Consider the following 23,090-nt stretch of genomic DNA (forward strand, 5'->3'; position numbering starts at 1 on the left):
GCATTATACTCCGGATTTTTTTCGATTGTCGTCTTTGCACAGCATTTGCAAATTGGAGAGTACTGTATGCCCACCTTGAGACCAAGGAGTAATATGATCGCCCTCCATCTCGTCGTACTCAAAATGCTTGCCGCATACCGGACAGATTCCATTCTGTTTTGCGTATGCTGCTCGCTTGTCCTTAGGCTTAAATGCCCGAATTGATAATACGCGCTCTGGCCCGCCAAGCACGTACTCAAATATCCCCTTCTGCTTGGTAACATCCTCGTCCTCTATCAGCTCGCTAACTCTAGCTTCGAGCGTAGCCGGATTATACGTATTCTCATGATAAGTATCGTATAGAAACCCCCATTCAATCCCCTTCATCAGCTTACGATAGTTAGGAAAAATAGAGGTTGTCCAATTAATTACGTTTTGAAAGTATAGCCACAGTTCGATTGCCGTTTCATCGTGCTGGTGCTGCGCCATGTACTCCTCAAGCTCAATATCCTGTTTCGACGAGATCCACTTGAGTGTGGTTTCCAAAAAGTCTTGTCGAATAGCAGAACCATTTAAATAGTCGCCGCCAATCTGATATGCGGGACACTGTGATTTCGAAAAGTACTTCTTGGCATCTGTCAACCATGGCCCCGTATAGATTGCATTTCTAAGTTCTTGTGCAGTAAGCTGTTCCCCAACAGTATTGATCACTTTGAACCAATCCAATTTTTCTCGATCTGTACCAGTACAAATATAAACCGTCAGAGGATAGTCCAATATTTGCTGCTGTTCTTCCTGTGTGAGCGTGTGAAAGTACTGGAAATTGATGGAGTAATCACCCTGTACAAATTGACATATTGAGATTGTTCGCTGCTGTCCATCTAAAATTTCATAGTGTCCATCTTCTGCAACAACCCAATACATAACATTCAGTGGGAACCCCTTGCGGACGGTATTAATAACTTCATCACGTTGCTTAGGTTTGTAGACGAATTCACGCTGAAAGGCCGGACGAATATTTAATTTTCCGTCATATCCATATACACCATCTTCATCGGAATCTACATATCCGTTTACGATTTGGCTTACTGGAATATCCTTTTTCTCAATTTGCATGCGTTTGGCCTCCCTTGTTGCGAATTAACACTCTCTTGTACATTGATTTAACGGTGCCATCTTTTTTAGTCAACAAAAGCCCTGAACTTTTTACATCAACAATTTCAAACTGATCTGGATTGTACCGCGTCATGTAAGTAATTGGCACACCAATGACACCAAAGTAGTCACAAGGAATATCCGCAACACGGGATACCTCAATGGCATCATAGTTATCATATTTTGGATATATCTCTGGAGAATAGTTCTTGAAGATTGTCAGCTTTTCGTGACGTTGTGTCGTATCTAAGTTGGTATACCAGCAAATGTTTCCCATTCTCCGCCATTTTTGTCCATTTTCATCAATCTTGAAATCCGTTTTCTTCGCCTCATAGCTTTCAGGTACCTTAAACCAAAAGTGTCCAGAATTGTACCCTAGCCAAATTTCGTTGGCCATAATTAAAGGCAGTACCTCTTTATAGGTAATTGCGTTGAGATTACCAATCACTAGGAATGTTTTGTGAAAAGCTCTTAACTGTGCGATGTAATCAGTAAATAGACTGAAAGGGGGATTGGTTACGACAATATCGGCTTCTTTAAGTAACTGAATTGCTTCCGGACTTCGAAAATCGCCATCTCCAGTTAGTGGTGTTTCAACGTAATCCGGTAAAAATGCAAGTTGTCCAATCTTGTCATCTTGTCTAATTATTTCCAATTTATAACTGGGTTTGTCGGATTCATAGTGCGTAGATATTAGTTTTTTTAGGCCTAACATGTAAAAGTTAATCTGAAAGTATTTCCAGAAATTACTGATGGCTGGATCATCACAATTACAAAACACAACCTTATCCTTGAAATACTCACGATAATGGCGTAGCTCGTTTTCAATCATTGAAATATTAGTATAAAACTCATCTGTTTTTCCAGCACGTGATACATGAAGGTTACTGTTTGTTTGCTTTTTCACGTTCATTACTCCAATTTATTATTTTATCTCTGTACATGTCTGTCATTGACTCTGAGATAGTAGGTAGCCAGACTAACAGACGTATTGAGTAGTAGTTCCGCCTCTGCTGCCTGAATTTTTACTCGTTCATTGCTAGCATGTGCATCGCCATCTTTATTGCGCATTTCTGCGATTAAATCGGTGATTCCATTTAAGTGACTAATCATTTTCGTAATACGTGGATTCCACTCCCGAGAAGGTCTCATTCCCAATGTTTTAACCACCAAATTACGATATTGACCAATATCGCCATTACGCTTACACTTTACGTCGTTATCGGACAATATTTGAAGAAACACCTCTTCGATAAGTGTTCTAGCCTTTGTAACTACGCTGTCAAAATCATTATCCTGCAAGTCATCTTGTCCCTGCGCCAACAACTCTGAAATGTATCCTGAATTGATCCTCTTGATCGGCACGAGGACTTTTACATTCTCATCTGCTGCGATAATTTCCCACGAATTACCACTAGATACGAGTTTTAAGTTGCTGTAGAGAAGAATGGCGTTTATCTCTCTGATTACGCGCTGCTTAATTGCGTCTGCTACAATCAGGATGTCCTTAGATTCATCACCAGTAAGGCCTTCCAGAATAAAGTTATCAATTTCCTTCAGTTGCGAAAACTGACTTCCAGAAAGATACTCATTAATCACCGGTCGCAACTGTGCTGGTGAAAATAGAAACGATAATAAAGAAGCCGTTCGATCATTTGCATGAGTTGCACTGATTATCGAACTCATTCGGCGTAATCTGTTTGAACCTTCTGGATTTGGAGAACCAAATCTGGATCCCAGAGCGTCAAGATCTGCATTTGTTCGGTAAGTTATCCACGGTCGGTCAATCAAGAAAGTTGTAATATCTGTGTTTTCCAGTAATTCAAAATTTTCTGACTCCAATGCCTTTCCCCCCACAGTATTAATAACTTATTTAATTATATATCCTAAGCCCATAAATACCAAGCACTCTACTGTGTATTCTCGCAAGTTCATTTTTCCGCCAGACTAAAAAAGGCCACCAGAACCAAGTAAGTTCTAGCAGTCTTAAATGAGTTTTCGATTGATTGTCCACCATAATTAGGCGGAGTTTCGGCGGAGCACCATATTTTTTTGGCGGAGTTGGCGGAGTTTGAGCTGCCTTGAGCAAATCCAAAATGCCTCTGTATCACTCTTTCTAGCTCAAATTGGCCTACATCGCTATTCCCATTCGATTGTTGAAGGCGGCTTGCTCGTAATATCATACACGATGCGGTTAACATGTGCGACTTCGTTTACAATACGGACTGAGATTTTTTGTAAGACATCCCAAGGGATTCTAGCAAAATCAGCAGTCATACCATCAATTGAAGTAACACCACGGATACCAACTGTGTAGTCATAAGTACGTCCATCGCCCATCACACCAACACTTCTAATGCCCGGTAAGACAGTAAAGTATTGCCAGATTTCACGATCAAGACCAGCATTTTTAATTTCTTCACGTAAAATTAAATCACTATCTCTAACGATTGTTAATTTTTCTTCAGTAATTTCACCAAGAACACGAATTCCAAGACCAGGGCCTGGGAATGGTTGACGCCATACTAATTCTTCACTCATACCCATTTTTTCGCCAAGTTCACGAACTTCATCTTTGAATAATGTTCGCAATGGTTCGATTAAGCTAAATTGCATATCATCAGGAAGGCCACCAACATTATGATGAGATTTAATTGTTTGGGCAGTATCTGTCCCAGATTCAATCACATCAGTGTAAAGTGTTCCTTGAGCCAAGAAGTCAATTCCTTTTAACTTAGTAGCTTCATCATCAAAGACACGGATGAATTCATTACCAATTGTTTTACGTTTCGTTTCAGGATCAGAAATTCCTTCTAATTTACCTAAGAAACGTTCTTGAGCATCAACTTTAATGATATTCAAGCCAAATTTACCGCCAAGCATTTCCATAACTTGATCAGCTTCATTTTTACGAAGTAAACCATGATCAACGAAAATACTTGTTAGTTGGTTACCAATTGCTTTGTGCAATAAAACACCAACAACTGAAGAATCAACCCCACCTGATAAACCAAGAAGGACTTTTTTATCACCAACAGTTTCGCGGATTTTAGCAATTTGTAAATCAATAAAATCAGCCATTGACCAGTTACTTTCAGCTTCACAAACATCAAATGCGAAACGACGTAAAATGTCATCCCCAAATTCAGTGTTGCGAACTTCAGTATGGAATTGAAGGCCATAGAATTTCTTATCAAGATTTTGCATTGCAGAAATAGGACAGTTAACAGAAGTTGCAACTGATGTAAAACCATCAGGAACTTCTGTTACTAAGTCACCATGACTCATCCAAACTGTTTGTTCAGCTGGTAATCCTTTGAATAAAGTTCCTTCTGGATTAGTAACCTCAATTTCAGCCTTACCATATTCTTTGTTATCTGCACTTTCAACTTTACCACCTGGCATTGTATATGCCATTAGTTGCATACCGTAACAGATACCTAAGATAGGAATACCTAATTCAAAGATTTCAGGATCTACTCTGAGTGCATCTTCATCATAAACACTATTTGGGCCACCAGAAAAAATGATACCTTTAGGGGCAATCTCTTTTATTTCGGCTGCACTAATCTTGTGTGATAACAATTCAGAATAAATTCCGAATTCACGTACACGACGAGTAATTAATTGATTATATTGACTACCAAAATCAAGAACGATAATTTTGTCGAAATCTTGCATGCTAACGTTGGCCAAAAATAGTCACCTCTTCATATTTTTTAGTTTCTTATTACGTCTATTCTACTGATTGAAACCCACTTGGTCAATCGTTTGATTTAATTTTCATGAAAATCTGTGAAAATATCTCTATTTTCTAATATTTGCGTAAATAAACGGTATTAATTCGATGCTCATCTGTCTTCTCTAAAATAAGATCAGCACGATTTCTGGTTGGTAAAATGAACTCTTGTAAGTTCTTTAAATTCACGGTTTTCCAGACATTACGTGCCAACTTAAATGCTTCATCGTGGTTACCAATCGCATAATCATAATAGTAATTTCCAGGTTTCTGAAAAGAGGTGTTCAAAAGAACACCAAAACGTTCCAAATACCATTTTTCAATTAAGTCAGCATCAGCATCAACATAAATTGAATAATCAAAGAAATCACTAACATACAATTGTTGGTTACTTGGTAATTGTAAAACATTAATCCCTTCAACAATCAAAATATCTGGTTGATTAATTGTTTGTACCATTCCAGGTACAATATCATAACTATCATGTGAATATACTGGTGCTTCAGTTTTCAGACCACTTTTCACGTCGTTTAAAAATAGAATTAGTTTTTCCATGTCATAACTTTCTGGAAAACCTTTACGGTCCAAGATATTCTGGTGAATTAGTGTTTCATTAGGATATAAAAAGCCATCCGTTGTAATTGCTTGAACCTTTTTTGTTGGGTATAACGCTGTGAGTAATAATTGCAACAAACGTGCCGTTGTACTTTTACCCACTGCAACACTACCCGTAATTCCAATCACAAAAGGCCATTTTTGATCTTTAATTCCTAGAAAATCTGCTTTTTTTGATTGCAAATCTTGCTTACCCAACAATGTCATATTTAATAAATGAACCAATGGCATGTAAATTTCCTGCACATCTTGAACTGATATCTTATCATTAACAGATTGAATTTCATTCAATTTTTGTTGTGACAAATCAATCTGTTTCGTTTTATAAAAGCCACGCCATTCATCCCTTGGAATTTTATAATAATTCATTTGTTTATCCATTTTAACAATCCTCTAATAAAAATGACCTATCAGTTTCCGCAATAGGTCATTTCTTCCATAGCTTATTTTAAACTATATAAACTTTTTGAAACATGGTCAAATAATGGTGATAATTCTTTTTCAGCATAAACAGTTAGTCGATGCATTGCTCTTGAACAAATCGTATAAACTAATTGACGCTCGTCTTCTTCATGATAGTTAATCTTTGAAGCGCCCCACATAACAACCGCATCAAATTCCAAACCTTTAGCTAGGAAAGCTGGCACAATAATCGTTCCATCGGCCAAACGTTGATTTTCCGTTTTAATCAATGTAACTGGCACGCCCTCGGCTTGTAATTGTTCATACAATTCTGTACATTCAGCTAATGATTTAGCGATGATTGCCGTTGTTAGATGATCATCCACATTTTGTTGTACTTGTTTTTCTAAATCGTGAACTAATTTATCAGAATTATTATCCACAGTCATTGTGGGTAAGTCACCTTGTCGGTTAAATGACGTCACTGATTCACCATTTATCAACACTTCTTTTGTGAAATCTGTGATTTGTTGTGTTGAACGATATGATTTCGTCAATTGCACGACTTTGGTTTTATCAGCTGGGAATAAATGTCCCAATTCTGATAGTAAACTCTTACTATTTTCTTTTGTGAAAATAGCCTGGTTTAAATCACCAAGCAGTGTAAACTTAGCTCTTGGGAACCCTTCCTTCAAGAAAGCTAATTGAAATGCCGTGTAGTCTTGAATTTCATCAATAAAGACGTAACGGACATCTGTTTCACCATGCTTACCCGTCATACGATCAAATAAGTATAAGTATGGCGTAACGTCATGCATCGATATTTGACGATTTTTTAAACGTGACACAACTTCAGCCACATCTGCTTGCCATTCTTCTACAGTAACATTATAGTCACTCAAATTAAGATACTTAGGCACATTGTGTAAAAAGTTCACATATTGTGAACTGATATTTAAGAATCGATTGCGCACAATTGCTCTGTGCACACTTGTAAATTGGCGCATAACTAAAGTACGCGTTAAGAAACGCATTTCTTTATCACCGCTTGCAAATTCGCGGTCTTGGTCTCCATACAAATCATTCAATTGTTCTTTAGACATATCTTGAATTGCTTTTTCAACCCATTCTAACTTAGCCTCAGCTTCAATTCGACGATTCAATAATTTAACTAATGATTCACGTGTTGCTTCTAATCTTGTCCGTAAATGATAATTTTCATTATATTTATAGTAGATACCTTTTATTTTATCTTTTGAAATAAAGACTTCATTATTGAATTTAATATCTCTGAACTTCATGTCTGCTTGTTCCAAATGTTCTGAATAAGCAGTTGAGGCATTAAAGAATGCCAAACTATTTTTCAGAACTTGAATACGTTTTTTAGCAGGCGCATTGTCTTCTTCAAAGCGTTCTTGTAACGTTTCAACTTGCATATTTGGTAAACGTCTTGATGCATATTGGAAATAAGTCATTTGAACCATATTTTGTTCACCAAGTTCTGGCAACACTTGATCAATATAATCATTAAATAATTGATTAGGTGAGAATAAAACAACTTGACTAGCTGTTAAATTACCGCGGTAACGGTACAGCAAGTAAGCCACACGTTGTAATACAGCTGAGGTTTTACCCGAACCAGCTGCACCTTGAACAAATAATAATTCAGCTTTTACATCTCGAATAATTTGATTTTGTTCCTTCTGAATCGTCGTTACGATACTCTTCATCTTTGTATCAGCAGAATCATTCAAGACGTCTAATAACATCTGATCACCAACAGCTTCATCAGTATCAAATATCGTTTCAATTTGGCCATCTTCAATTACGAATTGACGTTTCAATGAAACATCTACTGTTTGATCACCATCAGGAGTTTGGTAAGTGACATCACCTAGTCCGCCATCGTAATAAACACTCGATATGGGTGCACGCCAATCATAAACCATAAAGTGTTCAGGTCGATCAGCAAAAGAGCCCAAGCCAATATAGATTGTTTCTTTTTTATTAGTTCCTTCTTGAATGTTTAAACGTGCAAAATAAGGTTTCTTTTCTAATTTCTTTAAAATGTCTAAACGAGAAGTTGCGTTTTTCCAACTCGTTTCACGTTCAGCTAATAACTGTTGTTGCTGACGAACAGACATTGCTGTATCAATCATTCCAGTGTATGTTGTCGTATTGATATGAACATCACTTGTAAATTCGCCATTAATCGATCGTGCTTCACTTTCAGCGTACTTTATTTCATTTTGACGTTTAACTTCAGCATCTTTTATTTTAACAATAACATCATCAAGATGTGCTTGTTCTTCGATTTTAATTTCATCAGCCATTTCTCAATACCCCACTTTACATGATTTTATTAGGCCTAATAGTGTATCATTTTTTTATAATCAACTCAAATAGGCAACTAATTGAACTTATTTCTTATTTGGTAGGAATTGGTCAACTACGATTCCAACAGCTAATCCAATTAATGTTGCGACAGCAATTTTACTTATCACAATCCCAATAATTAGACCAATTAAAGTTGTCATTCCTGCAATTAAAGTGTGTCTAGTCATATTGACCTCCAAAAATTTAATATATCTAGTATACCAGTATCGAAACCTGTTTAACACTGGTGACCTCTTATAGTGAGACAAATCTTAATAAAAGCTAAATATCAGTTAAAATAATAGCCTTTTTTTTAATTTCAGTTTAATATAATGAGTAAGACTAAAACGATTGGAGGGCCTGACAATGTTCGAACAAGCTTGGTTTTTCTTCACCCATTTCGAAAATTATTTAGGACCTCTTTTCCAGACTTTAGGTAACTGGAGTTACTTAATTCTTTTTGTACTTATCTTTGCCGAAACAGGTCTTGTTGTTTTTCCTTTTCTACCTGGTGAGTCGCTACTCTTTTTCACTAGTTCCATTGCCGCCTACTCAACAGATACCATTGATATTCGGGTATTAGTCCCAATATTCTTTTTTGCCGCACTCTCTGGAGATGCCGTGAATTTTGAAATTGGTCGACATTTAAATAAATTACCTTTCTTTAAAAAAAGAATCCCCCCTGAAAAGATGGAAATCGCCAAAAGTTTTTTCAAAAAACATGGTGCAAAAACAGTCGTATTTGGACGCTTTATCCCATTAATTAGAACTTTTGTGCCACTTATTTCTGGTACTATTCAAATGAATTACAGACATTTTAGTATTTTCAACTTAATTGGCGTCTCACTTTGGGTAGCCATTGGAAGTGGCGTCGGTTACTACTTCGGCGCAATTCCATTTGTTAAGGATCATTTTTCTATTATTTTCCTTTCAATTGCCGGGATAGCATTACTTCCAGTGGTCTTAGCTGGGTTAGTACAACTTACGAAATTTTTACTTAGAAAAAAACTTGATGCTAAATTCTAGGATAAGCTTTTTAGAATAATCGTTTTCTTTAGCGTATAATGGGGCTATCACATAAACTTCAGGAGGTTCTCATGCCATTTACAGTCTATCTCGTTCGCCATGGTCAAACCATTTTCAATAAATATAATCGGATGCAAGGTTGGTCCGATTCACCACTTACAGAAAAAGGCATTAACGACGGCCACACTACTGGAAAAAAATTATCACAAATTCAGTTTGCTAATGCATACAGTAGTGATACAACCCGCGCAAATCGTACAGCTAACTACATTTTATCTGAAAATGAAAACTCTTCAGATTTAATTGTTACAACATCTGAGTTTCTTAGAGAGCAAGGCTATGGTTACTATGAAGGTGCCGATTCTTCTCAAGCTTGGTTTGTTGTTGGTAAGCCACATGGCGCTGCTAATTTCACTGAGATTTTGCAAAAATTTTCAATTGAAGAGGCACGTGACTTCTTCAAAGAAATCGATCCTTTCCATGATGCTGAAGACGATGCCGATTTTTGGGCACGTCGTAATAAAGGTTTTGATTTATTGCGTAAAGATGCTAAAGATGGCGATAACGTTTTAGTTGTCAGTCATGGGACAACAATCAGAAGTATCGTTTCTCATTTTGCACCCGAAATTGATATTACAATGAGCCCTAAAAACGGTAGTGTAACTAAGTTAATCGTTGATGACAATTCAGTTAAAGTTGAATATTTCAATCATCACGATGATGATAAAATCTAAATAAAAAAGGAGTAACCAATTTTTAAAATTGGTTACTCCTTTTAGTTTAAATTGATTTACGTTGTGTCTTGTAATCGATAACTTCTTTTTCAGATAAATTACCTAATTCTTGTAATTTATCTTCAATAATATTTAAAACAATATTACGATCAGCTTCATTTTCAACAAAATCGTATTTATCGCCATCAATAACTAAAAATTCAGAAACGTCATATTCTTTTTCCCAATCTTCATAATAGCGAAGTAATGTTTTATAGTATTCAACCAATGAGTGGTCAGTTTCAATTTGTTCATAATCACGGCCACGTTTTTGAATACGATTAACCATTGTTTCATAAGAAACTTTAATCATAACCATCAAATCGGGTGATTTTTTATGTGCAGCATAAGGTAACTCTTCAAGCATATTTTCTAATAAATCTTGATAGATGTTATATTCAACAGTTGTGGCATTACCCATTTCTGTATTCATCTTCATAAAAATAGCATCTTCATAAATTGAACGATCAAGAACATTATTATCTTCTTGCATTGCTGCTTTAATCATTCTGAAACGACGATTCAAAAAGAAAGTTTGTAATAAGTAAGCGTAGGGATTTGTTGCTTCCTTATCCCCTGCTTCACGTTTTTTTGCAGCGATTTCGTTACCTTTGTAAAATAAAGGTAATACCGGGTTATCTGTAACAGGTTCGTAAAAAGCCTCTACCCCAAGTTCTTCAGATAAAATTTTTGTCATACTAGATTTTCCTGAACCAATAATACCAGCCAACGTAATCAAAATAATAAACACTCCTTCTTGAATAGTTAATACAATTTATGCAGTTAAAACAATTAGATTTAGACTTGTAATTAATATCTCATTCGGTATCATCTTACTAGTAGTCATAAATAATCTCATATTTTAATTCTCCGTTTATTTAGTATACATTGGATTAAATAAAATAAAAGTCTTTTCTTTTTCTAAAATTAATGCATTAAGTGAGACTATTCATCAAAAACCAGACAGCTCTAAGTACCTTTTTTATTTACAAATTAAATATTTATTTATGAAAGGATTTCATATGTCATTTACCGTTTATATGGTTCGTCATGGCCAAACTTTTTTTAACTCTTTCCAGAGAATGCAAGGCTGGTGTGACTCTCCACTTACAGATAAGGGAATCAACGATGCCACCCATTCAGGAAAACTTTTACGCGATAAATCATTTAATGCCATTTATCGAAGTGACACAATGCGTACAAAAAAAACACTAAGCCATATTTTAAGTGAAACGAATGTTGAAGAAAATGCACAGTTAACACCAATTGAAACAGCACTTTTTAGAGAAGAATATTATGGCTCATTTGAAGGCCAAGATACTGCAGCTGTTATGCAAACAGTTGGTACACCTTTTAATTGTCAAACCTTCAATGATATTCTTGAAAAATATTCCATCGAAGACTCACGTGATTTCATAAAAAGTGCTGACCCTTTTAATTTAGCTGAAAATGACCAAGAATTTTGGAATCGCTATGATCATGCTTTTGATTTTTTACGCACTAACCAAAATAATAATGACAACGTTCTATTAGTTGGTCACGGGACAGCAATTAGAAGTATCGTTTCACGATACGCACCTAATATTGATATATCATCTAGTCCTAAAAATGGTAGCGTCACTAAATTAATCGTTCATCACGATACAATTGAAGTTAGCTATTATGGTAATTTTGGCGAACAACCCATCTAAATAAAGAGAGGTGAATACTCAGTTTTAAAAACTGAATATTCACCTCTTTTTTATTTTTTTAATACCATCCCTTTATATAAGGTAACTGTTACCCAATAATATCCCAAATAGAGAACTGCAAAAATAATAAATGGAATCGTTATATGTGAATATGGATCTGGAATTAATTCCTTGAACATTTGTAGTCCGAATAAAACGTGGATTACACCGACAATTCCAGGTAAGAAGAATAAGATGCCAATTTCGCGCCTAATTGATTTTTTCATTAGTCGTTGCTTAGCGCCTAATTGGTTCAATAAATCATATCGTTTTTTATCCGTTGCCGCACTAGACAATATTTTAAACATAAGAACACTTGCTAACATTGCCAACATCGCAACGCCTAAGAAGAATCCAATGAATTCTAATCCGCCATAAATGCCGTTAGCCAACTGATATACGACATACTTATTCATAAAATAAGATGAATTATCTAACTGATTTTTAGGTATTTCTTCGCTCAATGCTTTTAAGATTTCTTTATTATCTTTAAATGATGCTAACCTAACAGTATGGATACGTTGTGTCTTCGCCGAAACAGCTGAAAATGATGCGTCAGAGACAAGTACTGGATTTAACATATCAGGGGATTCCAATGTAGTTCTAACAGCATTTCCCCATAGATTATCCTCATTTTTAGCTGTCATTTTGGCAGGGTCAACTTTAATAAATTTACCGGTAGCCGTTCCCGTTTCCGTGAAATCAAGCGTGTACAATGGTGATTTCACAAAGTCAGATTTTTTAAAATAACGGACAGAACCAACTTTTTTTGCTTCATAAATGGACTCTTTTTTATCAGTCAATTGACTAAGTAATTTTTTCTCTTTTGTTGATGGATTTTGGACAACAACATCATATGGGGAAGTAGAAGTAGCTGTTTGATCAACCACACCAGAGAATCCCATCCCAACAGTTATTGCGCCTAATGCTAGTGCAAATAACATCGCAACCATTGTTAGAACCCGATTTAATGAACCTAATCGAAAGCTAAGTTGCCCTAATAAAAAGGTATTTAATTGCTTTTCAGAAAATCCCTTATTACGTTTTAATAATTGAACCAATCCACTAAATAATGAATTGAAAATTAAAAATGTCCCAATCAAAATTGTTACGACTGACCCAATAAATCCAGCCATTTGAAACAGTGCTAAATGACTTAATAAATAATAGCCACTTGCAATTAAACCTAATCCTAAGATACTTTGAATTAAGATATTATAAGATTTTAGCTTTTTACCTTGTGGTTGTTCTGCTTCATTTAATAATTTTAAGATAGGCGTTCTTAACAAGCTTTGTCGATTAAATATAGCAGCAATCATGAAAAGAATAACGAAGAAAAGCATTGTTATTAGGATTGCTGGGAAATAAAAAGCTTGAAAAGAATGCGGTGCAAGATCCATTTTATCTACTAAAAATTGGCTAACGCCATATGTCAGTCCAATACCAACTAAAATACCAACAGCTGTTGCAATTAAGCCAATAATTAAAGTTTCAGTGAAAATTAAGCGCCCAATCTTACGCTTTTTAGCGCCTAGCATCATGAACATCCCATAATCTCTTTGACGCATGCTCATTAAAAATGTATTCGCATAGATAATATAAAACAGTGTAATAATTGCAAGTAGTACAGAACCTACTTGGAAAATCATTGCTGCAAATTTTATCGTCGCATTTTGTTTAATAAATTCTTGATTAGTTGCTAATGCTTCAAACATGTAAAAGATTGCTGAAGCCATAATGAGTCCTGATAACAAGATTAGATAATCTTTAAAGCGACTCTTAATTCCAGTTAAGGATAATTTTAATAACATATTGTTTCCTCCCTTCTTAAAATTATTGTTCACTCTTAGCTAGTTCATTTAAAATTTCTTGATAAAACTCTGTTCGCGTATTCGTTCCTTGAATCAATTCTCGACCAATCTTACCATCTTTAATAAAGAGAATTCGTTGACAGTAACTCGCACTAACAGCGTCATGAGTCACCATCAAAATTGATACTTGATCATTTTTATTTAAACTTTCCATCGTTGATAGGAGTGACTTTGCACTTTTAGAATCCAAAGCACCTGTTGGTTCATCTGCTAATAAGATTGCAGGATTATGGACTAAAGCACGAGCTGCTGCAACTCGTTGCTTTTGGCCACCAGATAATTCAGTTGGAAATTGTCCAAGAACACTATCTATCCCCAGTGTTTTCGTTAATTTATCAATACGTTCTTGATATTTAGAAATAGACGCATTCTGTAATGATAGTGGCAATGTTATATTTTCAGCTGCCGTTAAGTTATCTAGCAGGTTAAAACTTTGGAAAATAAAGCCAATTTGTTGTGCTCTAAAATCTGATAGTTTATCGCCACGCATCATTGAGATATCCTGATTATTAATCTCAATTTGTCCTGAAGTCGGCTGGTCTAGTGTTGATAATAAGTTAAGTAATGTTGATTTACCTGATCCTGATGCCCCCATGATACCAATAAATTCACCCTGTTCGACAGAAAAATTAATCCCTTTTAAGGCTTCCGTTTTCTTCTCTTTATTCTTACCGTAGACTTTTTTAACATCTTTTGCGCTTACAACTATTTCTTTCATTTTATTAGTCCTCCATTTATATTTATCATTTTACTATATGTGTACTATTATACATAGTACACATTAAATAGCAATTTTTATTATCGTTAATTCTTAACTTAATTCTCATTAAAACGATTACATTTTATATTAATTTAATTTTTCATGGAAATTAATTAGTCAGTTCACTATACTTATAAATTGTTAGTTTAATTTACATAGTTATTTATCACGGGAGGTACTTATGGAAAACGAGAAAAAAACATTTATATCGTGGCCAGTTTTGGCATTAATGTCATTCGTAACAGTTATTGGCTTCGACGATATCGTCTATAACTTTCAAAATCAAGGTATGGGCGTTATTACATCTTGGATCATTTTATTGCTATTATATGTAATTCCCTATTCTTTAATGGTAGGACAATTAGGTTCCGTCTTTAATTCAGAAGGTGGCGGTTTAAGTTCATGGGTTCGCGGAACTCGTGGCGAAAAACTAGGTTACTTTACGGCATGGACTTATTGGGCTGCTTCGATTCCTTACGTTGTTGATACCGCTAATTCAGTCGTTGTTGGCTTTGGTTGGTTATTTAACGGAAGTAATGCACTCGAAGATAGTTTATCAACAGCTATGTTCGCGTTAATAACATTAGTAATCTTCGTTGGTTTCATTTTTGTTCAACGTTTCTTCAAAGGTTCATTAGAATTTTTAGGTCTTATTGGTGGTGGTACCATGTTCATCCTCACAATTTTATATGTTGTAATGGCATTTGGCTCATTATTAACACCTTCAGGTCGTATTGCAACAACAAATATGAGCTGGCACACACTAATTCCTAAATTTGATTTACATTATTTCACAACAATTGGTTTATTAATTTATGCGATTAATGGTGCAGAATTAATTGCGCCATTTGTCACAAAAATGAAAAAACCTAAAAAAGATTTCCCTAAAGCCATGATTATGTTAACCGTTATGACAATCTTCTTAACAGTTTTCGGCTCATTCGCACTTGGGATTTTCTTCAATGCCCATAACATTCCTAATGATTTTAAAATGAATGGTTCGTACTACGCATTCCTTCGTTTAGGAGATCAATTTCATATGGGTAGTTGGTTAATGTATGCCTTCGCTATTACTCAAATTGTGTACATGTGTGCTCTTCTAGCTGTTCTTCTTGACGCTATGACTCGCATGCTTATCTCTGACACAGGCGCTCGTTATATGCCTAAGAAATTACTTAAAGTTAACAAAGATGGTTTACCAATTAATGGGTACATTTTAACTTGTACTTTAAGTGCCTTCATTCTCTTCTTGGGTGTCTTCTTGCCAGATATGAATACAATCTTTAATTGGTTACTGAACTTGAATGGAATTATTTCACCAGGTGTCACTTGTTGGATTTTCTTCGCCTTCATGCAGATCCGTAAAAATAGTGCTAAATATCCATCAGAATATGTCTTCATTAAAAATGACAAATTAGCTTACGCTGTTGGTTTATGGTGCTTAGTTGTTACTGTTTTGGCAACAGTCTTTGGGATTATTCCTCAAGATGTCGAGATGGGTAGCTCACTATTCTACTACCAGTTAGCCATCAATATTATTAGTGTCGTTGTTCTTATCGGTCTTGGATTCATTATGCCAATGATTGCTGAACGTGAACGTAAAAGAGATGGTATTAAAGATTAAATTCAAAAACGCTATGACTACTTAATTAAAAGTAGTCATAGCGTTTTTGAATTTAATCTTTTATTATTATGCCATCTACACCTATTGACTCACAAATCGTTAAAAACCTCACATCTTCTAGATTTTCAAAATGAACGTGATAGTATTTAAACCACTCACGATATTCTTTATAGGTTGTTATAATTTGATTGGCCTCATTTTTATCATTTTTTAAATCATTGAATAGCGCTCTACGATCCTCATTAAATCCATAAAATGCTGTGTAAGTCGCAATACTTTCAAGAAACACATCAGAAATAATTTCCCAACTCATTTGATTCTCCGGAATATTTCTTTCCTCTAATAATAGCCTCACATCATACGGTAATGCGTTTACATTTTTTATTCCTTCACCTAAACTCATTCGATTACCCCCCGATAATTGCAATTAATATACCACACCCTTCTCATCGATAACAAGCACTTGGCTTGTTATCTATTTTAATTTTTTCTGCGTCTTATAAAAACAAAAAAAGCTTAACAATATTGTTAAGCTTGCCGTATATTTTAAGTTCGCATTTTAAGTTAAATTAATTTTATATTCTAACTTTTTTTTACTTAATTTCTTGTATGATAGCATTTCTTAATTATTACTTGCATATGCTTGTTGACCATCATACCATTCACAGACAGTTAGAAATCTTAATTTCGAAAAACAATTAACATTAGCCTGATATTTTTCGAACCAATTACGATAATACCGATATTGCTTAATTAACTGCGCGGCCTCTTCTGGATTTTGTTTCAATTCATCAAATAGCTGCTTTCTATCATCGTTAAATCCATAGAATTCAGTAAAATTAATTGTACTTTTAATAAATAAATCGAATAATACGGCTAAATCATTATCTTTTTCGCAGAGACGCCCCTCTTGAAAAAGTAATTGTACATCATACGGTAATTCTTTGTACGCTTCATTATATACTTCTGTATCATCTATCATGTTGGGTGCTCCCATTCTCCCCACCATATAAAACCCTTTGTTCCACATAACGTTTTAGTTGAACCTTTTATTCATTCCCAAATCAAAAAATAGTTATGTCGTTACCTAATTCTAATACATCTAGTATACATTATTTTATGCATAATTACCTAAAATTTTTATACTTCCTTTAATATATTTAAGATACTCATACAATTAATAGTTTACACCCTTTTTAAAATCAAAAAAGACCTTTTCAAAAATTCTTGAAAAGATCTTTCTGATTTATTATTCAGCTTCTTCTGCCAAAGTATTGGCAGCTCGTTCCTTATACATAGGGATTTCATCTTCACTTGCTAAAACAAAATGTTCTGGCGAAATTTCAACCATTCGACGTTTTTTACCATCTGCCTCAACTGACGAATCGTATGGTACTGGAATGCGATTACGTTCAAATTCAGGGTCAGGAACAGGAACGGCCGAGATTAAACTGGCTGTATAATCGTGTAAAGGATGTGTATATATTTCGTCTGCAGGAGCTATTTCTAATAACTTACCATAATGCATCACACCAATTCGATCACTGATATATTTAACCATTGATAAATCATGTGCAATAAACAAATATGTTAAGTTATGTTCAATTTGTAATTCCTTCAACAAATTAACAACCTGCGCTTGAATTGAAACATCTAATGCAGAAATAGGTTCATCTGCGATGATAAACTTAGGTTCTACAGCTAAAGCACGAGCAATACCAATACGTTGGCGTTGGCCACCTGAAAATTCATGGGGGTAGCGGCTAGAATGATCTTTATTCAATCCAACTGTTTCTAATAATTCTTCAACACGTTTCGCACGTGCTTCATCATTGGCAGCTAAATGGTGAATATCTATTCCTTCTGCCACAATATCTTTAACTTTCATTCGTGGATTTAGTGATGCATATGGATCTTGAAAAATCATTTGCATGTCACGGCGAAATTGTAATTTATCTTTTTTAGACTTAATTTTACGAATATCAACACCATCAAAATCAATTTTACCATCAGTTGGTTCATATAAATTGATGATACTACGACCTGTTGTTGTTTTACCAGACCCTGACTCGCCCACCAAGCCAAATGTCTCGCCTTCATAAATATCAAATGAAATATCATCGATAGCTTTCACTTCGTCTGGTTTGCCGACATTAAAATATTGTTTTAAATGACGGACTTTTAAAATTTTATTTTTCTTTTGTTCCACTATGTTCAGCTCCCCTTCCTTAGTTTTCTACCAAATTTTGATTCGCTTTAATTTTTGTTTCTTGTTGTTTTGCAAAAATTTTATACCGTCTTTGAATTTCAACTGGCGGCGTTACTTTAGGTGCATCTGGATGCAACAACCATGTAGCTGCTGCATGTGTTGGTGAAACATCGAAGAATGGTGGTTGTTGTTCTGTATCAATCTTCATAGCGTACTCATTCCGAGCGGCAAATGCATCCCCTTTTGGTGGATCCAATAAATCAGGAGGTGTACCTGGAATTGCGTACAGATGTTCACTATCAAGTGTTGGCATTGAATTCAATAAGCCCCAAGTATATGGATGTTGTGGGTTATAAAAGACCTCATCGACTGTCCCATATTCAACAATCCGACCTGCATACATAACCGCTACACGATTAGCCATACCAGCAACAACCCCTAGATCATGGGTAATGAAAATAATTGATGTTTCAATTTTTGCTTGTAATTCTTTCATTAATTCCAAAATCTGTGCTTGGATGGTTACATCTAAAGCTGTTGTTGGTTCATCAGCAATTAAAATTTCTGGATAACAAACTAATGAAATCGCAATAACAATTCGTTGGCGTTGACCACCAGAAAATTGATGTGGATAGTCCTTAAAGCGTTTTTTAGCATCTGTAATCCCAACTAACTTCAAAATTTCCAAGGCTTGCGCCATTGCTTTTTCTTTTTTTACATGTTTATGCTTCATTAATGGTTCAGCAATTTGTCTACCAATTCTCATAGTAGGATCTAAAGAAGTCATTGGGTCTTGGAAAATCATTGCGATATCTTTACCACGAATGTTTTCCATTTGTTTTTCTGATTTTTTAAGTAAATCTTCACCATGAAAAAGAATTTCTCCACCCATAACTTCTGCATTATTAGCTAATAATCCCATTAAACTTTTTGTTGTAACGGATTTACCGGAACCTGATTCACCAACGATTGCTAAAGTTTCACCTTTAGCCAGATGAAAACTAACATCACGTATGGCTTTAACATCTCCAGCATACGTATGAAAATTAATTTCTAGATTGTTAACTTCTAAAATATTTTCTGCCATTTTTCAACACCTACTCTTTCGTTTTTGGATCAAAGGCATCACGGAGTCCATCACCTAATAAGTTGAAGGCAACCATGATAATACATAAAACAATTGCTGGATACCACATTTGGTATGGTAAAAACTGGAAATTCTTTTGACCATCATTCAATAATGACCCAAGTGAAGCTTGAGGAGCACTAATCCCAATTCCGATGAAACTTAAGAAAGCTTCGAAGAAAATAGCACTAGGAATTGTAAACATTGTTTGAATAATAATCACACTCGATAAGTTAGGTAGTAAATGTTTCACTGCAATTTTTACGGGTGACTCGCCTAAAGTTCGAGCTGCAAGAATATATTCTTGATCTTTTAATTTCAACGTTTGTGCCCGAACTAATCGAGCCATCGTTGTCCAACCAGTCACTGCAATTGCTAAAATAATTGATGTTAAACCTGGTTTGAAAACCAATAACATTAAAACAATAACGACCAAGTTAGGTACCGATGAAATAATTTCGATGATTCGCTGCATGAATGTATCAACACGTCCGCCACGCCAACCGGACAAGATTCCATAAGCAACACCGACTCCTAAATCGACTAATGCAGCAACTAGTGCCACGATTAAGGAAATCTTAGTTCCATACATAATTCTTGATAACAAATCACGTCCAAAAACATCCGTTCCTAAAATAAAGTATTTATCTTTTGGAATACTATTTTGTTCATAAGCATCATACCAGCTACCTGATGATGTTTTTAACTTTCCATTTAATCCATCTATTGGTACACCAGGAATTTTAGGTGGTAAATTTGTATACTCAACATTTTGTTCTGTTGCACTATGTGGTGCTAAAATGGGGGATCCAAATGCCAAAATAAAAATTGCAACCAGGACCCAAAGTGAGATAAAAGCCCCTTTATTTTTCTTCAACCGACGCCAAGCATCCTGAACGAAAGTCAACGACGGTGCAGCAATTTTTTCATTATCAATAGCGTTATTTTTATCTAACGGTTCAAATGCATCTACTGGTAGGTCAATTTTATCTGCCATCGTTAATTTCTCCTTCCAGTTAATCGAATTCTTGGGTCAATAATACCGTAAATGATATCTGTTAATAAGATAACAACTACTAGTCCAGCTGAATAAAGCATTGTAACACCCATGATTGTGGGGAAATCATTTGTCAAAATTGATTTTACGAATTGTTCACCAATTCCAGGAATTGAGAATATATTTTCAACAACCATTGAACCAGTCATTAATGCAACCGTATAAGGGCCGATTAATGTTACTAAAGGAATTAAACTATTACGTAAAGCATGGTGGAATACAACGCCAAACTTTGTTAATCCTTTAGCCTTAGCCAGTTCAATGTAATCACTGCTTAGGACATCCACCATCTCGGTTCGAATGAACCTGGCCGTCTCCGCCAGTGGGCCAACCCCTAAAGCAATTGTCGGTAGAATCGTGTAACTGAATCCGCCCCAATCAGCAATTGGTAACCAGCCTAACTTTAATCCTACGTAATACTGTAATAAAACAGCTAAGACGAAAGAAGGAATTGAGATACCTAAGATTGATAAAATTGTTGAAGAAGTATCAATCCAAGTATTTTTGTTAATCGCACCAATGGCACCAATCACAATTCCAATAACTATTCCGAAGATGATAGCTTGTAATCCAAGTTGTCCGGATGGTCCAATACGGCTTGAAATTAGGTATGACACAGGTTGATTACTGTATTGGAATGACGTTCCTAAATCACCCTTAACTAATCCCACTAAGTAAATGAGATATTGTTGCCATACGGGTTTATTCAATCCATATTGTTCATTCATAATCTGTAATTGCTCAGTTGTCATTTTTTGCTGATTCGCATAAGGTGATCCAGGCATTAACTTCATTAAAAAGAAGGTAATGGTTGCGACTAAAAACAACGTCAGTAGCATATAAAAAATTCGTTTAACTAGGTATTTACCCATAATTCTGACCCTCACTTTTGCTTTATTATGTAATTAAAACAAGTCAGAATTAGCCGTGGTAGCTAACTCTCACTTGTTAAATTTTAACACGTTAATTAATTATTTAGTAACATAAGCATCTTTGAAATTGTAATTGATACCAGCTCCATTGTAGATAACACCTTTAACTGTTGATCTTAATAATTGAGCTTGAGCCATTTGGTAAAGAGGTGCAATTCCTTGATCTTTCATCAAGATTTTTTCAGCCTTAACTAAATCATCCCAACGTTTATCTGCATTACTTGCATCTGTTGTTTTTGAAGCTTTAATCAATGCATCATATTCACTATTTTTCCATTTACCTGCATTTTGTGAATTATCTGAAGTAAATAAATCTAAGAATGAGATTGGGTCTGAGAAATCAGCACCCCATGCTGTAACAACAATATCGAAATCACCACTAGTTGATTTTGCTAAACGTGATTTGAATGGGATATTTGTTAATGTTACATCCGCACCATCTAAGTTATCTTCAATCGCATTTTGTAAAAATTCATTTGTTTTCTTAGCTTTATCAGTATCATCACTTAGAAGTGAGAAACTAGCTTTTGTAACACCAACTTCTTTTAATCCTGCTTTCCATAATTCTTTTGCTTTTGCAATGTCTGTATTTGCAGTTGATTTAACGGTTGATTCTTTTGCAAAATCTTCGCCTGTTTTAGGATTTGAAGCAAGACCTGATGATACTAAACCTGTCGCAACAGTTGAGCCATCCCCTAAAATTTTATCAACAAATTGTTTTCTGTTGATAACTAATGAAATAGCTTGACGAATCTTTTGGTTATTAAATAATTTATTCTTTTGATTGTATTGTAAGTAGAACGTTGATGCTTGTTTACGTGTGATATAGTCTTTATCTGTTTTCAATGTTTTAGCTTGTTCAGCAGATAAATTCGTCATATCTAATTTTTGACTTTGGTATAAATTATAGCTTGTTGTATTATCTTTAGAAACTTGGAAATTCATTTGTGTTAGCTTAACTGCTTTTTTATCCCAATAAGTGTCATTTTTCTTTAGGTCCCAAGTTAAGTTAGTTCCTGTCCAATCATTTAATGTAAATGGACCATTGTAAACCATGTATTTGCTTTGTGTGCCATATTTAGAACCATACTTTTCAACAACTTTTTGATTTTGTGGATAGAACGTTGGGAAGCCCATCAATAATTTGAAATATGGTACTTTTTTATCAAGTGTTACAACTAATGTATGTTTGTCAGTTGCTTTGATTCCCAATGTTGATGGCGCCATCTTACCCGCGCTGATTGCATCATAATTTTTAATCCCTGAGAAGAGGTAACCATATTGTGAAGCTGTCTTAGGATTAACGGTCCGTTGCCATGAATAAACAAAATCTTTAGCCGTTACATCGTCTCCGTTGCTCCATTTTGAATCACGAAGTTTAAATGTATAAGTCATGCCATCTTTTGAAACGGTTGTTTTAGTTGCAAGTGCATTTGACACTTTACTGTTCTTACCAATTCTGTATAAACCTTCATTAGTATTGTTCAACATGTTAAAGCTAACTGTATCCGTTGCTGTCGATAAATCCATCGATGGTAATTCAGCTGTTTCAGACCAATTAATAACCTGTTTATCAGCGAGTTCTTTACTATCTGAAGATGAAGATTTAGATCCACACGCTGCCAAGACAATGACAGACAATGCTAGCACACCACTTAATTTCAAAACTGACTTTAACTTCATAATATGACCTCTCCTTTTTTATTTACCTTTTCT

At 35.0% G+C, this 23,090-nt stretch carries 21 protein-coding genes; 4 read left to right on the forward strand and 17 right to left on the reverse strand.

Features of this window, described 5'->3' with window-relative positions; genetic code table 11:
• Positions 1 to 3: 3 nt before the first annotated feature.
• The 7 genes from AC1RPH_RS00385 to AC1RPH_RS00415 form a co-directional block, all read right to left on the reverse strand.
• Complete coding sequence (locus AC1RPH_RS00385) at positions 4 to 1,095, reverse strand: GmrSD restriction endonuclease domain-containing protein (RefSeq protein WP_003588255.1); 1,092 nt, start codon at positions 1,093 to 1,095, stop codon at positions 4 to 6.
• Positions 1,085 to 2,047: an adenine-specific methyltransferase EcoRI family protein gene (locus AC1RPH_RS00390; RefSeq protein WP_481760909.1), complete on the reverse strand. Its 963-nt coding sequence runs from the start codon at positions 2,045 to 2,047 to the stop codon at positions 1,085 to 1,087. Before AC1RPH_RS00390 ends, AC1RPH_RS00385 begins: the two co-directional genes overlap by 11 nt.
• 17 nt (positions 2,048 to 2,064) lie before the next feature.
• Positions 2,065 to 2,976: an abortive infection family protein gene (locus tag AC1RPH_RS00395; protein ID WP_481760910.1), complete on the reverse strand. Its 912-nt coding sequence runs from the start codon at positions 2,974 to 2,976 to the stop codon at positions 2,065 to 2,067.
• 297 nt (positions 2,977 to 3,273) lie between these two features.
• Positions 3,274 to 4,815, reverse strand: a complete 1,542-nt coding sequence (gene guaA, locus AC1RPH_RS00400; RefSeq protein WP_481761138.1) for a glutamine-hydrolyzing GMP synthase — start codon at positions 4,813 to 4,815, stop codon at positions 3,274 to 3,276.
• 133 nt (positions 4,816 to 4,948) lie between these two features.
• Positions 4,949 to 5,869 carry a type I pantothenate kinase gene (gene coaA, locus AC1RPH_RS00405; RefSeq protein WP_481760911.1) on the reverse strand — a complete coding sequence of 307 codons (921 nt, stop codon included), beginning with the start codon at positions 5,867 to 5,869 and terminating at the stop codon, positions 4,949 to 4,951.
• A gap of 62 nt (positions 5,870 to 5,931) precedes the next feature.
• A complete protein-coding gene (gene helD, locus AC1RPH_RS00410; RefSeq protein ID WP_481760912.1) occupies positions 5,932 to 8,223 on the reverse strand; it encodes an RNA polymerase recycling motor HelD in 2,292 nt (763 codons plus the stop codon).
• An 87-nt stretch (positions 8,224 to 8,310) separates the two neighbouring features.
• A complete protein-coding gene (locus AC1RPH_RS00415; RefSeq protein ID WP_481760913.1) occupies positions 8,311 to 8,454 on the reverse strand; it encodes a hypothetical protein in 144 nt (47 codons plus the stop codon).
• Positions 8,455 to 8,632: 178 nt separating this feature from the next.
• On the opposite strand from AC1RPH_RS00415, the gene AC1RPH_RS00420 reads away from it, so the two are divergent.
• Positions 8,633 to 9,292 carry a VTT domain-containing protein gene (locus tag AC1RPH_RS00420; RefSeq protein ID WP_481760914.1) on the forward strand — a complete coding sequence of 220 codons (660 nt, stop codon included), beginning with the start codon at positions 8,633 to 8,635 and terminating at the stop codon, positions 9,290 to 9,292.
• Positions 9,293 to 9,363: 71 nt separating this feature from the next.
• Positions 9,364 to 10,026 carry a histidine phosphatase family protein gene (locus tag AC1RPH_RS00425; protein ID WP_481760915.1) on the forward strand — a complete coding sequence of 221 codons (663 nt, stop codon included), beginning with the start codon at positions 9,364 to 9,366 and terminating at the stop codon, positions 10,024 to 10,026.
• A gap of 46 nt (positions 10,027 to 10,072) precedes the next feature.
• Here the strand turns inward: AC1RPH_RS00425 and AC1RPH_RS00430 are convergent, their stop codons facing one another.
• On the reverse strand, positions 10,073 to 10,804 hold the full coding sequence (locus AC1RPH_RS00430; protein WP_481760916.1) for a deoxynucleoside kinase: 732 nt from the start codon (positions 10,802 to 10,804) through the stop codon (positions 10,073 to 10,075).
• A gap of 268 nt (positions 10,805 to 11,072) precedes the next feature.
• On the opposite strand from AC1RPH_RS00430, the gene AC1RPH_RS00435 reads away from it, so the two are divergent.
• On the forward strand, positions 11,073 to 11,756 hold the full coding sequence (locus AC1RPH_RS00435) for a histidine phosphatase family protein (protein WP_481760917.1): 684 nt from the start codon (positions 11,073 to 11,075) through the stop codon (positions 11,754 to 11,756).
• A gap of 50 nt (positions 11,757 to 11,806) precedes the next feature.
• On the opposite strand, the gene AC1RPH_RS00440 is transcribed toward AC1RPH_RS00435, so the two are convergent.
• Both AC1RPH_RS00440 and AC1RPH_RS00445 read right to left on the reverse strand, forming a co-directional pair.
• Positions 11,807 to 13,606, reverse strand: a complete 1,800-nt coding sequence (locus AC1RPH_RS00440) for an ABC transporter permease (RefSeq protein ID WP_481760918.1) — start codon at positions 13,604 to 13,606, stop codon at positions 11,807 to 11,809.
• Between the two features lie 22 nt (positions 13,607 to 13,628).
• Positions 13,629 to 14,384 (reverse strand): ABC transporter ATP-binding protein, encoded by a 756-nt coding sequence (locus AC1RPH_RS00445; protein ID WP_481760919.1) that lies wholly within the window; start codon positions 14,382 to 14,384, stop codon positions 13,629 to 13,631.
• 223 nt (positions 14,385 to 14,607) lie between these two features.
• Between AC1RPH_RS00445 and AC1RPH_RS00450 the strand changes: the two genes are divergently transcribed.
• A complete protein-coding gene (locus AC1RPH_RS00450; protein ID WP_481760920.1) occupies positions 14,608 to 16,050 on the forward strand; it encodes an APC family permease in 1,443 nt (480 codons plus the stop codon).
• Positions 16,051 to 16,102: 52 nt separating this feature from the next.
• Here the strand turns inward: AC1RPH_RS00450 and AC1RPH_RS00455 are convergent, their stop codons facing one another.
• The 7 genes from AC1RPH_RS00455 to AC1RPH_RS00485 all read right to left on the reverse strand — a co-directional run bounded on the left by AC1RPH_RS00455 (position 16,103) and on the right by AC1RPH_RS00485 (position 23,057).
• A complete protein-coding gene (locus AC1RPH_RS00455; protein ID WP_481760921.1) occupies positions 16,103 to 16,453 on the reverse strand; it encodes a hypothetical protein in 351 nt (116 codons plus the stop codon).
• Between the two features lie 219 nt (positions 16,454 to 16,672).
• Entirely contained in the window at positions 16,673 to 17,032 is a 360-nt protein-coding gene (locus AC1RPH_RS00460) for a hypothetical protein (RefSeq protein WP_481760922.1), read from the reverse strand.
• Positions 17,033 to 17,299: 267 nt separating this feature from the next.
• Positions 17,300 to 18,259 carry an ABC transporter ATP-binding protein gene (locus AC1RPH_RS00465; RefSeq protein WP_481760923.1) on the reverse strand — a complete coding sequence of 320 codons (960 nt, stop codon included), beginning with the start codon at positions 18,257 to 18,259 and terminating at the stop codon, positions 17,300 to 17,302.
• Between the two features lie 19 nt (positions 18,260 to 18,278).
• A complete protein-coding gene (locus AC1RPH_RS00470) occupies positions 18,279 to 19,346 on the reverse strand; it encodes an ABC transporter ATP-binding protein (protein WP_481760924.1) in 1,068 nt (355 codons plus the stop codon).
• 10 nt (positions 19,347 to 19,356) lie between these two features.
• Positions 19,357 to 20,382 (reverse strand): oligopeptide ABC transporter permease, encoded by a 1,026-nt coding sequence (opp3C, locus tag AC1RPH_RS00475; RefSeq protein ID WP_481760925.1) that lies wholly within the window; start codon positions 20,380 to 20,382, stop codon positions 19,357 to 19,359.
• 2 nt (positions 20,383 to 20,384) lie between these two features.
• Positions 20,385 to 21,314: an oligopeptide ABC transporter permease gene (opp3b, locus tag AC1RPH_RS00480; protein WP_409021660.1), complete on the reverse strand. Its 930-nt coding sequence runs from the start codon at positions 21,312 to 21,314 to the stop codon at positions 20,385 to 20,387.
• A gap of 99 nt (positions 21,315 to 21,413) precedes the next feature.
• Positions 21,414 to 23,057, reverse strand: coding sequence for a peptide ABC transporter substrate-binding protein (locus AC1RPH_RS00485; protein WP_481760926.1), 1,644 nt, complete (start codon positions 23,055 to 23,057; stop codon positions 21,414 to 21,416).
• Positions 23,058 to 23,090: the final 33 nt, after the last annotated feature.

It is taken from the genome of Dellaglioa sp. CoH-57-MRSF-16 (genome assembly GCF_056782055.1).